The organism is Pseudoxanthomonas sp. YR558, from assembly GCF_900116385.1.
Classification (GTDB): domain Bacteria; phylum Pseudomonadota; class Gammaproteobacteria; order Xanthomonadales; family Xanthomonadaceae; genus Pseudoxanthomonas_A.
On the sequence record NZ_FPCI01000001.1, the window covers coordinates 626,846 to 641,151 of the forward strand.

At 67.1% G+C, this 14,306-nt stretch carries 12 protein-coding genes; 8 read left to right on the forward strand and 4 right to left on the reverse strand.

Annotated features, from left to right (window positions below):
• The first annotated feature begins 5 nt into the window (after positions 1-5).
• The 5 genes from BM365_RS02860 (at position 6) to yeiP (ending at position 5,557) form a co-directional block, all read left to right on the forward strand.
• Complete coding sequence (locus BM365_RS02860; RefSeq protein ID WP_093486423.1) at positions 6-617, forward strand: hypothetical protein; 612 nt, start codon at positions 6-8, stop codon at positions 615-617.
• On the forward strand, positions 614-1,534 hold the full coding sequence (locus tag BM365_RS02865; RefSeq protein WP_093486425.1) for a hydroxymethylglutaryl-CoA lyase: 921 nt from the start codon (positions 614-616) through the stop codon (positions 1,532-1,534). Before BM365_RS02860 ends, BM365_RS02865 begins: the two co-directional genes overlap by 4 nt.
• Positions 1,531-4,095 (forward strand): sensor domain-containing protein, encoded by a 2,565-nt coding sequence (locus BM365_RS02870; RefSeq protein ID WP_093486427.1) that lies wholly within the window; start codon positions 1,531-1,533, stop codon positions 4,093-4,095. Before BM365_RS02865 ends, BM365_RS02870 begins: the two co-directional genes overlap by 4 nt.
• 82 nt (positions 4,096-4,177) lie before the next feature.
• The gene (locus tag BM365_RS02875; RefSeq protein WP_093489419.1) at positions 4,178-4,948 is read left to right on the forward strand and encodes an SDR family NAD(P)-dependent oxidoreductase; all 771 of its coding nucleotides are present in this window, start codon (positions 4,178-4,180) and stop codon (positions 4,946-4,948) included.
• A 42-nt stretch (positions 4,949-4,990) separates the two neighbouring features.
• The gene (gene yeiP / locus BM365_RS02880; protein WP_093486429.1) at positions 4,991-5,557 is read left to right on the forward strand and encodes an elongation factor P-like protein YeiP; all 567 of its coding nucleotides are present in this window, start codon (positions 4,991-4,993) and stop codon (positions 5,555-5,557) included.
• Positions 5,558-5,564: 7 nt separating this feature from the next.
• On the opposite strand, the gene BM365_RS02885 is transcribed toward yeiP, so the two are convergent.
• From BM365_RS02885 to BM365_RS02895, 3 genes are all read right to left on the reverse strand, one after another.
• Complete coding sequence (locus BM365_RS02885; RefSeq protein WP_233210773.1) at positions 5,565-7,319, reverse strand: DUF7844 domain-containing protein; 1,755 nt, start codon at positions 7,317-7,319, stop codon at positions 5,565-5,567.
• Positions 7,320-7,354: 35 nt separating this feature from the next.
• A complete protein-coding gene (locus BM365_RS02890) occupies positions 7,355-7,654 on the reverse strand; it encodes a DUF2388 domain-containing protein (RefSeq protein ID WP_093486433.1) in 300 nt (99 codons plus the stop codon).
• 80 nt (positions 7,655-7,734) lie between these two features.
• Positions 7,735-9,129 carry an FAD-binding oxidoreductase gene (locus tag BM365_RS02895; protein WP_093486435.1) on the reverse strand — a complete coding sequence of 465 codons (1,395 nt, stop codon included), beginning with the start codon at positions 9,127-9,129 and terminating at the stop codon, positions 7,735-7,737.
• A gap of 193 nt (positions 9,130-9,322) precedes the next feature.
• Between BM365_RS02895 and serA the strand changes: the two genes are divergently transcribed.
• Positions 9,323-10,564, forward strand: a complete 1,242-nt coding sequence (gene serA, locus BM365_RS02900) for a phosphoglycerate dehydrogenase (protein ID WP_093486437.1) — start codon at positions 9,323-9,325, stop codon at positions 10,562-10,564.
• A gap of 3 nt (positions 10,565-10,567) precedes the next feature.
• On the opposite strand, the gene BM365_RS02905 is transcribed toward serA, so the two are convergent.
• Positions 10,568-11,116, reverse strand: coding sequence for an NUDIX hydrolase (locus tag BM365_RS02905; protein WP_093486439.1), 549 nt, complete (start codon positions 11,114-11,116; stop codon positions 10,568-10,570).
• A gap of 188 nt (positions 11,117-11,304) precedes the next feature.
• Between BM365_RS02905 and BM365_RS02910 the strand changes: the two genes are divergently transcribed.
• Together BM365_RS02910 and BM365_RS02915 are read left to right on the forward strand one after the other, a co-directional pair.
• On the forward strand, positions 11,305-12,774 hold the full coding sequence (locus BM365_RS02910; RefSeq protein WP_093486441.1) for an amino acid permease: 1,470 nt from the start codon (positions 11,305-11,307) through the stop codon (positions 12,772-12,774).
• Positions 12,775-12,849: 75 nt separating this feature from the next.
• The gene (locus tag BM365_RS02915; RefSeq protein WP_093486443.1) at positions 12,850-14,289 is read left to right on the forward strand and encodes an amino acid permease; all 1,440 of its coding nucleotides are present in this window, start codon (positions 12,850-12,852) and stop codon (positions 14,287-14,289) included.
• Positions 14,290-14,306: the final 17 nt, after the last annotated feature.

Genomic DNA, 14,306 nt, shown 5'->3' on the forward strand with positions numbered 1-14,306 from the left:
TCGCCATGACGCCGCTGCGCCTGTTGACCGTCCTGCTGCTGGCGGCCAGCCTGTTGACCGGCTGCGTCATGTTCGAACAAGCCCCTGCCCCGCTAGCCTGCGACCCGGCCCTGGTCGGACGCTGGATTCCCTTGCCCGACAGCCCGCAGGACCGCGTGCCGCTGGGCAAGGACGACTACGCGGACGTAGACGCCAAGTGCCATGTTCGCCTCCGCGACAACAATCGCCAGGACGAACCGGGCTTCGATGCGCTCGGCTTCGAGGTGGACGGTGACCGCTACCTGGCCCTCGGCTTCAAGGAACTGGAAGGCCTGTTCGGCACCGGCAAGGCCGCCGCGCCGCCGATCCCGAAAGGCATGCCTGCGGGTGCCGTCACGTTGCTGAAATACCGCATCCACGACGATACGCTGCAGATCGCGATGCTCGATACGGTGACCATCATGCAGCGGGTCCAACAGGGCAGCCTCAAGGCGCGCGAGACCGACGCCAGCACGTACCTGTTCGAAGGCAGTCCCGCCCAGTTACGCGACCTGCTGCGCAAGCATCCGGAACTCTTCGAAGCGTTCGACGGCAAGGCCAAGACGCTGCGTATGCGTCGCGCGAAGGTGGGCACATGACCCTGCCCACACCGTCTCCCGGCGGAGACTTCGTCCGCATCGTCGAAGTGGGCCCGCGCGATGGCCTGCAGAACGAAAAGACGCAGGTCGCGACCGCCGACAAAGTGGAACTGATCGACCGCCTGACACGCACCGGCCTGCTGAGCATCGAGGCCACGAGCTTCGTCAGCCCGAAATGGGTCCCGCAGCTCGCCGATGCCGCCGAGGTGTTCTCGGCCATCCACAGGCGGCCGGGCACGGCCTATCCGGTGCTCGTTCCGAACGAAACGGGTTACGACCGCGCACGCGCCGTGGGCGTTGAGGAAGTCGCCGTGTTCACGGCGGCCTCCGAAGCCTTCAACCAGAAGAACATCAACGCCTCGATCGACGAATCCATCGAGCGCTTCCGCCCGGTGCTGGCGCGTGCAGCGAGCGACGGCGTGAGGGTCCGCGGCTACGTGTCCACCGTGCTCGGCTGCCCCTACCAGGGCGACGTGCCGCTGGCGGACGTGGTACGCGTGGCGAAGCAGCTGCATGCCCTGGGCTGTTATGAAATTTCCCTCGGCGACACCATCGGCGTGGGCACGCCGCGCAAGGCGGCGGAGATGCTGAAAGCCGTCGCCGCAGAAGTCCCGATGCCGGCGTTGGCGGTGCACTTCCACGACACCTACGGCCAGGCGCTCGCGAACCTGCTGGCCTGCCTGGACGTGGGCGTGCGCGTCGTCGACGCTGCCGTATCCGGCGCGGGCGGCTGTCCTTACGCCAAGGGTGCCAGCGGAAACGTGGCCAGCGAGGATGTGGTCTACCTGCTGCACGGCCAGGGCCTGCGCACCGGCGTGGACCTGGACCTGCTGGCCGAGACCGGCCGCTGGCTGGCGACCCGGCTGGGCCGCGAGACCGGCAGCCGCGTCGGCAAGGCACTGGCGGCCGCGGCATGAACCACGACGCGGCCAGCGAAGGTCTCGACCTGCCGGCGCTTGTCGCCGCGCTGGAACGCGCCGCCGCTGAGCGCGGCCCGACTGACGCCACCGCCGTGCTCTTGCGGCAGGCCCGCGACGCGCTGCTTGCCAAGCAGCATGAAGCCGACACCGAGCGCTCGCGCTACCGCAACCTGTTCGACGCGGTCCCCGATCCGGTCAGCATCATCGCCGAGGACGGCACGGTGCTGGACCTCAACAAGGCCGGTATGTCGGCCTACAAGCGGCCACCTGAAGAGATCGTCGGCCGCAACATCAACGTGCTCAACCCCGACCTACCGCGCGACCACCTGATGCCGGTGTGGGAGACGCTGAACCGGGGCGAGACCTACGTCATCGAAGTCACCAACATGCGCGGCGACGGGACGCGGTTCCCGGTCGAAGTGCACTCGGCGAACATCAACTTCGATGGCCGCAAGAGCATCGTCGCCGTGGCACGCGACATCAGCTCCCGGCGGCTCGCGGAAATGCGCTACCGCGAACTGATGGAAACCATCGACAAGGGCATCGTCGTCAACAACCGCGACCTCGTCGTGCAGTACTGCAACGGCGCCGCGATGCGCATCTTCGGCATTCGCGAGGACCAGCGCGTCGGCCAGGAACTGTCGCTGGACCGCTGGCATGTCGTCGACGAACACGGTCGCGAGATGCAGCGCCACGAGCTTCCCGCGCAGCGCGCCCTGGACAGCGGGCAGATGGTGGAGAGCGTGCTGCTGGGCATGTACCACCGCGAACGCAAGCACCTGATCTGGGTGACGGCCACGTCGGTGCCGCAGTTCGCGCCCGGCGAGAGCCGTCCCTCCCAGGTGACCACGCTCTTCAGCGACGTCACCGAGCTCAAGCGCGACAGCGCACTGTTCGACCGCGCGCAATCGCTGGCCCACATCGGCGGTTGGGAATGGGACATCGGCCGCGACCGCATGTACCTGACCGACGAAGCGCAGCGCATCCTCGGCGCCGCGCGCCCGCTGATCACCCTCGACGATGTGCTGACCTGCCTGCGCGAAACCGACCGCCGGCGACTGCGCGGTGCGCTGAACCTGATCACCGGCGGCGGCAAGGGCTTCGACCTGGAGTTGCAGGGCACGCAGGCCGACGGTCACCCGTTCTGGATCCGCGTGATCGGCGATGCCGAGCCTGGCGATCCCGGCGCGTCGCGCATCACCGGCACCATGCAGGACATCTCGCAGGACAAGCAGGCGGAGGAAACGCTGCGCATCCAGGCGCGCACCGATCCGCTGACCGGCCTGATGAACCGCGACGCCGTGCTGACCGAGCTCGGCGCGCGCCTGAGTGACCCGGAACGTGCGCAGGTCGCGGTGCTCTACATCGACCTCGACCGTTTCAAGATGGTCAACGACGTGCTGGGCCACAACGCGGGCGATGAATTGCTGGTGCAGGCGTCCGACCGCATCCGCGGCGCGGTGGGTACCGACGGCATGATCGCGCGCTTCGGCGGCGACGAATTCCTGGTCATCTGCGACGCCGGCGACGACCCGCAATTACCCGAACAGCTGGCGCACGCGGTGCTGGGTGCGTTCGCCGACTCGTTCCGCTTCGGCAAGGACGAATTCGCCATCACGGCCAGCATCGGCCTCGCGGTCGCGCCAGGCGATGGCCTGCGCCCGCAACAACTGATCCAGAACGCCGACATCGCGATGTACGACAGCAAGCATCGCGCGCGCAACGGCTGGCAGAGCTTCACCCAGGAGCTCGCGCAACGGCAGCAGGACCGTCTGCAGATCGAGACGCAGCTGCGCCGCGCGGTGGACAACGAGGAATTCCGCCTCGTCTACCAGCCGCAGGTCGATCTGCGCAACGGCCACATCATCGCGGCCGAAGCGCTGATCCGCTGGCAGAACCACCAACTAGGCGAACTGCGCCCCGACGTGTTCATCAGCCACGCCGAGACCACCGGCGACATCGTGCGGATCGGCAGCTGGGTGCTGCGCGAGGCCTGCCGGCAGGTGGCGGCGTGGCGCGATCAGGGCCTGGGCATCGTGCGGGTGGCGGTCAACGTGTCGTACCGCCAATTCGCCGGCGATGACCTCGCTGACCGCGTGCGCGCAATCCTCACCGAGTTCAACCTGCCGGGCGCTGCGCTGGAACTGGAATTCACCGAACGCGTCCTGATCGAGGATGCGCCCGCCACGCTGCGCACCTTCGCCGATCTGCGCCAGTTGGGCGTAGTGCTGACCATCGACGATTTCGGCGAGGGCTACAGCGCGCTCAACTACCTGCGCCGGCTGCCGATCCATGGCCTGAAACTCAGCCCGCTGTTCACCGAAGGCGTGCCCAACAATCGCTCCGACGTGGCGGTTTGCCAGGCCGTCTCGGCGATCGCGCGCAGCCTGGGGCTTGGCCTGGTGGCCGAAGGCGTGGAATCCGAGGCGCAGCGCCAGTTCCTGCTCAACCTGGGCGTCCCGGTCGGCCAGGGCTTCCTGTTCGCGCCAGGCCTGTCGCCGGACGAATTCGCGCGCCGGTTGGCCGACACCCCGCTGGAGCGGGCGCTGCACGCCTGAGCCGAGCCGGCTTGCCCGCGGGTGCGACGCCCGTCACCCGCCATCGCGTAAAATGCCGGCCTTTCCGCATCAGGTCCGCCGCATGCAGCTTTCCGATACCCGTGCCGTCATCACCGGCGGCGTCTCCGGCCTGGGGCTGGCCGTCGCCCGCCACCTCGTCCGCCACGGCGGCAAAGCCGTCCTGTTCGACGTCAACGACGACAAGGGCGCCGCCGCCGTCGCCGAACTGGGCGAAGGCAACGCGCGGTACGTGCGTACCGACGTGACCGACGAAGCCGGCGTCACGGCGAACATCGCCGCGGCCAGGGAATTCCTGGGTGGACTGAATGCCGCGATCAACTGCGCCGGCATCCTCGGCGCCGGACGCGTGCTCGGCAAGGAAGCACCGATGCCGCTGTCCACCTTCCAGACCACGGTGATGGTGAACCTGGTGGGCAGCTTCAACGTGGCCAAGGCGGCCGCGGACGCGATGCAGCACAACACCCCGAACGCCGACGGCGAGCGCGGCATCATCGTCAACACGGCGAGCGTGGCGGCCTACGAAGGCCAGATCGGCCAGGCGGCCTATTCGGCCTCGAAGGGCGGCGTGGTCGGCATGACCCTGCCGATGGCGCGCGAACTCTCGCGCTTCGGCATCCGCGTGATGACCGTGGCGCCCGGTATCTTCTGGACCCCGATGGTCGACGGCATGCCGGAAGCCGTGCAGCAGTCGCTCAGCGCCTCGATCCCCTTCCCGTCCCGCCTCGGCAAGCCGGAAGAGTTCGCCGACCTGGTCGCCTACATCCTGGGCAATCCCTATCTCAACGGCGAGACGATTCGCCTGGACGGCGCCGTGCGGCTGGCGCCGAAGTAAGCCCACCGCCTCTATTTCTCCTTTCCTACCTACGGTTCATCCATGAAGGCTTTTGACATCAAGAAGGGCAACGTCGTCGAACACAACGGCGGCGTGTACCAGATCCGCGACATCGAGCGCAGCTCGCCGCAGGGCCGCGGCGGCAACGTGCGCTTCCGTTTCATCATGTACAGCGTGCCCGGCGGCAACAAGCTGGACGCCAGCTTCGACGCCGACGACAACCTGTCCGAAGTGGAGCTGCTGCGCCGCCAGGCGACGTATTCCTACAAGGACGGCGATGCCTTCGTGTTCCTCGACGACGAGGACTACACGCCTTACACCCTCGACGCGAACGTGATCGGCGACGATGCCGGCTACATCACCGACGGCCTGAGCGGTTGCTACGTGCAGGTGATCGACGAACTGCCGGTCGCGCTGCAGCTGCCGCAGCACGTCACGCTCGAAGTGGTGGAAACGCCGCCGGAACTGAAGGGCGGCACCGCCACGAAGCGTCCGAAGCCGGCCCGGCTCAGCACCGGCATCGAGATCATGGTGCCGGAGTACATCACCAACGGCGAACGCATCCTGGTCAACACGACCACCGGCGAATTCGGCGGCCGCGCGGACTGATTCGCGGTTACGGCGCGCCTGCCGCGGCCAAGGCCCGCAGGCGCGCACCGATCGCGTCCACGTTGGATTCGATCCCGCGCAGGGCTTCCCGCTGGTCTTCGGGAAGCCAGCGCTCCAGGTCCTTGCGCAGGACCGCATCCTCGCTTCGAAGCTTCTCGACGCGCACCTGCGCCTCCACGGCGATGCGCTCGCGTTCGTCCGATTGCGGCAATCCGTATCCCGCCGGCGCGAGTTCGGCGGGCTGGCTGACGAAGCTGGTATCGCCCAACCACGCTTTCAGCGCCTGCACCGCGGGCGCGGCATCCGCAGGCACGTCGCGACCGAGGTAGCGTCGCTTCAGTTCATCGCGCAACAGCAACTGCTGGCGGCGCAGCGCGGCATTCTCGAGCACGAGCAAGGCCGCGCTCGCCTTCAGGTCGGCCTGCGACAGCCAAGGCGCCCGTTCTGTCGGCGACAGCGCCAACCATACCTGCGCATCGGGGTGCGGCAGGGCAAGCGCCTGGCGTGCGACGGAATACAGCGTGTCATAGCGCGCGCTCATCGGTTCGAAGTAGTAACCAAGACGGCGCGCCTGTTCGCCATCCTCCAACACGCGACGGTCCGCGATGCCCGCCCGCTCCAGCTTCCTCAGCAAACCTGTCGGCATGATGCTCGCCAATGGCTCACCGGCAAGCCGCGGCACGCCATCGTGCAGCAGCTTCCAGGTTTCCACGGCGCAGTTGTTGCTGATGAAGTAATAGCGCCCGTCATAGCTCCAGTGGAGTTGCGCGGCACGCTCCAGCAGCGAGGCAACCTCCTCCCGCTGGAGTCGCAGCGGAACGGATTGCAGGCCACGCAGTTCGACCTTCGTGTATTCCTCGATCACCTGGTCCAGCGGCAGCAGGAACACGCGCGACGGGTACGAGCCCGTCAGCCCCCGCCAGCTTGAGATCTGCACATCGCCCACGAAGGCGCGGAACGACAGCACGCGATGATGGGCAAGGTCCAGCCGGCAATCCGGCCCCGGCGCACGCCCCGGCGCGCAGACGACCAGGCGCAGCATGCTGTGGCCCCAGCGGCTCATCGCTTCGGTGTTGCCCTCGGCCAGCAGGTAGTCGACTTCGTAGACGCGCGCGGGATCCAGCGCCAGCAGCGACGCATGGCCACGTGCCGCATCTGCCTCGAGGAAAGGCAGTCCCGTCGCGCACTCGGCCGCCGCGGCCGACCCGCCGAAATGCGATGCGAAATAGCGGTATAGCGCCGGACGCCGACATGCGTAGCTGCTGTCCAGCACGAAGTGCTCGAGATTGACGGCAACGAACTCCGACGGCCGCATCAGCTCGTAGGCATCGGGGCTCCGGGCGGTGAAATCATTGCGGCTGCGCCGGCCCACGACGCGGAACACGCTGCGCTGCCAACCGGCCAGCTCGCGCAGGCGCGCATCCCCGGACAACACGTTGCGATGCGCGCGGTCGTAGGCATGCGCGAGCTCGTGGACGAGCGCCTTCCGCGCCGCCGGGACGCGTGCGTCATCCAGCAATGCGCGATCGAGCCACAGTCGGTGGCCGACACGGCGGCCTTGCACATCGTGCGGAAGATCGGTGCGCCACCCCAGGATGAGGTCTGGCGGCAGTCCGTCTCGCCACGCGCGCGGCAGGCGGGCGAGGACATCGTCGACGAGCGCCTGCGTGGATGCGACCTGGGCCGCGTCGAGACCCGTGGGATCGACGCGTAGGGCGAAGGCAGGAAGCGCGTGGCCCAGCAGTACAGAAGCTAGGACCACGCCGATGCGTCGGCTCCATGGCCGACGCGGGAACATCAACGCGCCAGGATGGCCTGGGCCAGCTGCATGTCGCTGGCGCGGCGCGCGGTTTCATCGGTTTCGCGCAGGTGGCGCAACGCGGCCTCCAGCTGTGCGCCGCGGATGCGGCCATTGCTGGCGACGAAGCTGGCTGCGTCTTCGCGGGCCTGCAGCACAATCTTGTCGTCGCCGGACGAGCTGTCGGACGATGCCGACGAACCGGCGGAGGAGGCGCCCGCAGAACTGCCGGCGAAGCTGCCGGCCAGGGCCGGGACGGAAAGTGCCAGCAACACGCCGGCCAGGATCAAACGGGACATGGATGTTTCCGGAGGGGACGCCGTCGCCGGCGCGGTGCGCAAAGCCTACCTGCAATCGACGCGCGCAGGATGAACCCGCATCACCCTTGCGCGTCGAACAGCTTGCCGGGGTTCATCAGGCCGTTCGGGTCGAGCACGCGCTTCACGCCGCGCATCACCGCGATTTCCTCGGGGCTGCGCGTGCTTTCCAGGTAGCCCTTCTTCACCAGGCCGATGCCGTGCTCGGCCGAAATGCTGCCGCGGTGACGCTGCAGCGATGCGGCCAGCAGCTTGGTCACCTGTTCGCACTGGGTGACGAAGTCGGCATCGCCGACGTCGTCGGGCTTCAGCACATTGATATGCAGGTTGCCATCGCCGATGTGGCCGAACCAAACCACGTCGAACTGCGGGTACGCCTCGCCCAGCAACGCCTGGGTTTCGGCGAGGAAGGCCGGCATGGCGGAGATGCGCACCGACACATCGTTCTTGTAGGGCTTGTAGCGCGCCAGCGCCTCGGTGATGCCTTCGCGCAGGCGCCACAGCTGCGCCGCCTGCGCATCGGACTGGCTGATCACGCCATCGCTAACCCAGCCCTGCTCCATGCAGGCTTCGAAAGCCGCCATCGCGGCGGCCTCCTTCGCGTCGTCGCCGATGGCGAATTCGGTGACCACGTAGTAGGGATGCACCTCGTCGAACGGCCTCTGTGCACCATGCGCCAGCACATGGTGCAGCGCGCGATCGGTGAAGAACTCGAAGGCTTCCAGCTGCAGCCGCTCGCGGAAGGCTGCGAAGACCTGCATCAGCACGTCGAACGACGGCAGCGCCAGCAGCATGACGTTGGTCGGCGGCGGCGGATCGGTCAGGCGGACGGTGGCTTCGACGATTACGCCGAGCGTGCCCTCCGAACCGATGAACAGGTGGCGCAGGTCGTAGCCGCTCGAGTTCTTGATCAGGGCCTTGTTGAGTTCCAGTACGTCGCCGGCGCCGGTGACCACCTTGAGCCCGGCGATCCATTCGCGCGTGTTGCCATAGCGGATCACCCGGATACCGCCCGCATTCGTCGCGATGTTCCCACCGATGGCGCAGGAGCCACGCGCGGCGAAATCCACGGGATAGACAAGACCGTGCTCGCGCGCCGCGTTGTGCACGGCTTCCAGCGGCATGCCGGCCTGCACGGTGAGCGTGCGATCCACGGCATTGAAATCCAGCGCCTGGTTCATGCGCTCCAGGCTGAGCACCAGTTCTCCGTTCGCCGCGACAGCGCCGCCGGACAGCCCGGTGCGACCGCCCGAAGGCACGACGGCGACATGATGTTCGTTCGCCCACTGCACGACGGCCTGCACGTCCTCGACGGTAGCCGGCAACGCAATGGCCAACGGGGCCGGCGTCCAGCGCCGGGTCCAATCGCGACCGTAATGTTCGAGGTCGGCGGGATCGGTCTTCAGGCGCAGCCCAGGGGCGGCTTCGAGCAAGGCTTGCAGGCGCGGATCGCTCATTGCACAGGTGGATTTTCGGGGGCGCTCAGGGTGCCAGCGATGCTGCGCTGCGTCCAGCCGACAAGCAGGTCGTTTCAGAGGCAACCAAGCCGGAAAAACGGCAACCGAGCATTCCATTCCGCGCTGCAGCATCGCGGGCCGGCATCTGGCATAGTGGCGATCCTTTCCCACTCCCGTTTGCGACCTTCCGGCAATGTCGAACAAGAAGACCTCGTACCCGAAGCAGGACATCCGCGTGCTGTTGCTCGAGGGGGTCAGCCAGACGGCCGTGGAGACCTTCCGCGCGGCGGGTTACACGCAGATCGAGTTCCACGAGAAGTCGCTGCCGGAAGCCGAACTCAAGCAACGCATCGCCGAGGCCCATATCGTCGGCATCCGGTCGCGCACCCACCTGACCGATGACGTCCTGGCGCAGGCGCGCCGTCTGATCGCGGTGGGCTGCTTCTGCATCGGCACCAACCAGGTGGACCTGGAAGCGGCGGAACTGGCCGGCATCCCGGTCTTCAATGCGCCCTACTCCAACACCCGCAGCGTGGCCGAGCTGGTCATCGCCCAGGCCATCCTGCTGATGCGCGGCATTCCGCAGAAGAACGCCGAATGCCATCGCGGTGGCTGGAGCAAGTCGGCCGCAGGCAGCCACGAAGTGCGCGGCAAGACCCTCGGCATCATCGGCTACGGCCATATCGGCACCCAGGTCGGCGTGCTCGCCGAGTCGCTGGGCATGCACGTGCTCTTCCACGATATCGAGACCAAGCTCTCGCTCGGCAACGCGCGCCCTGCGATCAGCCTGGACGACCTGCTGGCGCTGAGCGACGTGGTGACCCTGCACGTGCCGGAAACAGCGGCGACCAAGGACATGTTCGGCACGGCGCAGATCGCGGAGATGAAGCGTGGCGCGCACTTAATCAACGCCTCGCGCGGCACCGTGGTCGACATCGACGCGCTGGCGGATGCGCTGAAGTCCGGCCACGTCGGCGGTGCGGCGGTGGATGTGTTCCCGGTGGAGCCCAAGGGCAACGCCGAATCGTTCGAATCGCCGCTGCGTGGGCTGGACAACGTCATCCTGACCCCGCACGTCGGCGGCTCCACGCTGGAAGCGCAGGACAACATCGGTATCGAGGTGGCCGCCAAGCTGGTCCGTTACAGCGACAACGGCAGCACGCTGTCGGCGGTGAACTTCCCCGAAGTCACCCTGCCCGGCCACGACGGCAGCCGCCGCATCATGCACATCCACCGCAACGTGCCGGGCGTGCTGTCGCAGATCAACGACATCTTCCGCGACCGCGGCATCAACATCGACGGCCAGTTCCTGCGCACCGACCCCAAGGTCGGTTACGTGGTCATCGATGTCACCGCCGACGAAGAGCAGACCACCAGCCTGCGTGAAGCGATGGCGGCCATTCCCGGCACGCTGCGCGTGCGCGTGCTGTACTGACGCTCACCCCGCGTCGCGGGCCAGCCACTTGCGCGCCATGCGGCTGAGCGATTCGTCGGGCTCGTCGGCGATGGGCGCGATCTCGCGCCAGGCCAGGTCCAGCGATTCCTCACTGATTACGTACGCTTCGCTGCCGCCGGCACGCACGACGTAGCGCACGTCGTAATGCCAGTGGCCAGGAACGTCCTTGCGTTCGGGGATCCAGTGCTGGTCCAGGTCGAAGATGTCGCCCTCCACACTGAGATCGACCAGGCCGGATTCCTCTTCCGCCTCCTTCAGCGCCACCCGGGCCATGTCGATGTCGCCATCGGCGTGTCCGCCCAGCTGCAGCCAGCGCCCCAGCTTGCGATGGTGCGTCAGCAGGGTGCGCCGCCCATCGCCGCTGACCAGCCAGGCACCGCCGGTCAGATGGCCTTCCAGCCGCTGGCGGACAAACGGGTCGGCCGGGTCGTCGAGCAGTACCAGGAATTGCGCCACCACCGGCTGTTCGTCGGGCCAGCGGCGACCGTAGTCGGCCAGGTCTGCACGGAGGCGAGCGTAAGCAGCTGACACGGCGTGTTTTTTCCTTTCAGGGTATGGCGAGGGCGCCGCGATTATCGCCCGCCATGCTGCAACCGCGCTTGTGATCCCCCGCCCGCTTTGGCAAGGTACGGCCTTCCGTGGGGACGGTCCCCATGACAGTCGCCACCGCCCGGCGGGTCCTTCCGCCGGCACTCACGTCATCCAAGGGGACGCTGCGAATGCTCAAAGCTCTGTTCAGGGTCAAGCCGGTCGCGCCGGCAGGCCACGTCGATGCCGGTGAACCCTTCGAAGGCAGCCTGGACGGCGAAGCCACCCTGAAACGGACGTTGACCGCCAAGCATCTGGTGATGCTCGGCGTGGGCGCGGTGATCGGCGCGGGCATCTTCGTTCTCACCGGCCAGGCCGCCGCCAACCATGCCGGCCCCGCGATCATGCTGAGCTTCGTGATGGCCGGCTTCGCCTGTGCCCTCGCGGGCCTGTGCTACGCGGAGTTCTCCGCGCTGATGCCGGTCTCCGGCAGCGCCTATTCCTATTCCTACGCCACGCTCGGTGAATTCGTGGCCTGGTTCATCGGCTGGTGCCTGGTCCTCGAGTACCTGTTCGCCGCCTCGACCGTCGCAGTGGGCTGGTCGGGCTATCTCAACAGTTTCCTCGGCACGCTGGGTGTGCCGCTGCCGGACGCACTGGCCAACGCCACGTTCACCGTGGCCAACGGCGAGTTCGTCCGTTCCGGCGCCATCCTCAACCTGCCTGCCGTGTTCATCGTGGCGGCCGTCAGCGGTCTCTGCTACGTGGGCATCACCCAGTCCGCGTTCGTCAACGCGATCGTGGTCGCCATCAAGGTGACGGTGATCCTGCTGTTCGTGGCCTTCGGCCTGCAGTACGTGGATCCGGCCAACTGGCAGCCCTTCATCCCGGCTAACGAAGGCCCCGGCAAGTTCGGTTTCGAAGGCGTCACCCGTGCCGCCGCCATCGTGTTCTTCGCCTACATCGGCTTCGATGCGGTATCCACCGCTGCGGGCGAAGCGAAGAACCCCCAGCGCGACATGCCCATCGGCATCCTCGGCTCGCTGGCGATCTGCACCGTGATCTACATCGTGGTCTGCGCGGTACTGACGGGCATGATCTCGTATACCCAGTTGGGCACGGCGAAGCCGGTGGCGACCGCACTGGAGGCCTATCCGAGCCTGTTGTGGCTGAAGACGTTGATCGAGATCGGCGCCATCGCCGGCCTCACGTCGGTGATCCTGGTGATGCTGATGGCGCAGCCGCGCATCTTCTACAGCATGTCCAAGGATGGCCTGATGCCGAAGATCTTCGGCAGGGTGCATCCGAAGTTCCAGACGCCGTACGTGGGCACGATCATCGTCGGCGTCGTCGCCTCGGCGCTGGCCGGCTTCCTGCCGATCGGGCTGCTCGGTGAAATGGTTTCCATGGGCACGCTGCTCGCCTTCGCCACCGTGTGCGCGGGTGTGCTGATCCTGCGTTTCACCAAGCCGGAGATCCCGCGTCCGTTCCGTGTGCCGGCCGCCATCATCGTGTGCCCGCTCGGCGTGCTCGCGTGCCTCTACCTGTTCTGGCAGCCGTTCACCGAGCACTGGAAACTGTTCGTCGGCTGGACCCTGATCGGCCTGGTGATCTATTTCAGCTACGGCTTCTGGAACAGCAAACTCAGGCAGCGCGCCTGATCCTCTTCAAGGCCGGCGGGCGCACCGCCGGCCTTTTTGGTTGCACTCCTCGATAACGTCCCGAGATCACGCACGATGCTCCGACAGCTCCTGGCCACCAAGCACCCCCACGCCGCCCACAACGAAGCCGAAGGGCTCAGCCTGCGCCGCACCCTCGGCCCTTGGGGCCTGACGGCGCTCGGCATCGGCGCGGTGATCGGTGGCGGCATCTTCGTGATCACCGGCCAGGCCGCGGCCAACCACGCCGGCCCGGCGATCATGCTGTCGTTCGTGCTCGCCGCCATCTGCTGCACGTTCTGCGCGCTCGCCTACGCGGAATTCGCCGCGATGGTCCCGGTGTCCGGCAGCGCGTACACCTACACCTACGCCACCCTGGGGGAACTCGCTGCTTGGTTCATCGGCTGGATGCTGGTGCTGGAGTACGGCGTGTCGGCATCTGCGGTCGCCGTCAGCTGGACCGGCTACCTGTTGAGTCTGCTGGAACACGCCAATATCTATTTGCCCCAGGCCTTCGTCAGTGCCCCGCTGGACGCGCAACTGCGCCCCACCGGCGCGATCGCCAACGTGCCGGCAGCGGTGCTGGTGCTGCTGCTGACCTGGCTGTGCTACGTCGGCATCCGCAAGTCGTCGGCCATGAACATGGCAATGGTGGTGCTGAAGACGGGCCTGATCGTGCTGGTGATCTTCGCCGGCTGGCAGTACGTCGACCCGGGCAACTGGGAGCCCTTCATCCCCGCCAACGAAGGCCCGGGCAAGTTCGGCTGGGATGGCGTGCTGCGTGGCGCGGCGATGGTGTTCTTTGCCTACATCGGCTTCGAGGCGGTGTCGGTCGCGGCGCAGGAATCCCACCGCCCGCAGAAAGACCTGCCCATCGGCATGCTCGCTTCGCTGGTGATCTGCACCATCCTCTACATCGCCATGGCGGCCGTGATGACCGGCCTGGTGCCTTACACCGCGCTGGGCACCGCCGAACCGGTGGTCACCGCGGTGGCCGCTCACCCGGAGCTGGACTGGCTCCGCATCACGGTGGAAATCGGCGCGCTGATCGGCCTGTCGTCCGTCGTGCTGGTGATGATCATCGGCCAGCCGCGCATCTTCATGATCATGGGCCGCGACGGCCTGCTGCCGCCGGTGTTCACCAAGATCCATCCGGAATACCGCACGCCGCACATCAATACGGTCATCACCGGCATCGGCATCGCGCTGCTGGCGGCGCTGTTCCCGCTCGACATCCTCGGCGAGCTGACCTCGATGGGCACGCTGATTGCGTTCGCCTCGGTGTGCATCGGCGTGCTGGTGCTCCGCCGCACCCAACCCGACTTGCCGCGTCCGTTCCGCATTCCCGCCGCCTGGCTGATCTGCTCGCTGGGCGTACTGAGCTGCATGGCGCTGCTGTCGGCGATGACCGCGCACAACTGGATGCTGATGGCGGTATGGACGGCGGCCGGCTTCCTGATCTACTTCGGCTACGGCTATCGCCACAGCCGCCTGCGCGCCCAAGGCCGAGCCCCGTAATCTTCCAGGCGCTAGAA

What these genes read in the sequence shown, in the direction of transcription:
- BM365_RS02860 (WP_093486423.1), top strand. Translation starts at nt 6, where the DNA reads ATGACGCCGCTGCGCCTGTTGACCGTCCTGCTGCTGGCGGCCAGCCTG.
- BM365_RS02865 (WP_093486425.1), top strand. Translation starts at nt 614, where the DNA reads ATGACCCTGCCCACACCGTCTCCCGGCGGAGACTTCGTCCGCATCGTC.
- BM365_RS02870 (WP_093486427.1), top strand. Translation starts at nt 1,531, where the DNA reads ATGAACCACGACGCGGCCAGCGAAGGTCTCGACCTGCCGGCGCTTGTC.
- BM365_RS02875 (WP_093489419.1), top strand. Translation starts at nt 4,178, where the DNA reads ATGCAGCTTTCCGATACCCGTGCCGTCATCACCGGCGGCGTCTCCGGC.
- yeiP (WP_093486429.1), top strand. Translation starts at nt 4,991, where the DNA reads ATGAAGGCTTTTGACATCAAGAAGGGCAACGTCGTCGAACACAACGGC.
- BM365_RS02890 (WP_093486433.1), bottom strand. Translation starts at nt 7,654, where the DNA reads ATGTCCCGTTTGATCCTGGCCGGCGTGTTGCTGGCACTTTCCGTCCCG.
- BM365_RS02895 (WP_093486435.1), bottom strand. Translation starts at nt 9,129, where the DNA reads ATGAGCGATCCGCGCCTGCAAGCCTTGCTCGAAGCCGCCCCTGGGCTG.
- serA (WP_093486437.1), top strand. Translation starts at nt 9,323, where the DNA reads ATGTCGAACAAGAAGACCTCGTACCCGAAGCAGGACATCCGCGTGCTG.
- BM365_RS02910 (WP_093486441.1), top strand. Translation starts at nt 11,305, where the DNA reads ATGCTCAAAGCTCTGTTCAGGGTCAAGCCGGTCGCGCCGGCAGGCCAC.
- BM365_RS02915 (WP_093486443.1), top strand. Translation starts at nt 12,850, where the DNA reads ATGCTCCGACAGCTCCTGGCCACCAAGCACCCCCACGCCGCCCACAAC.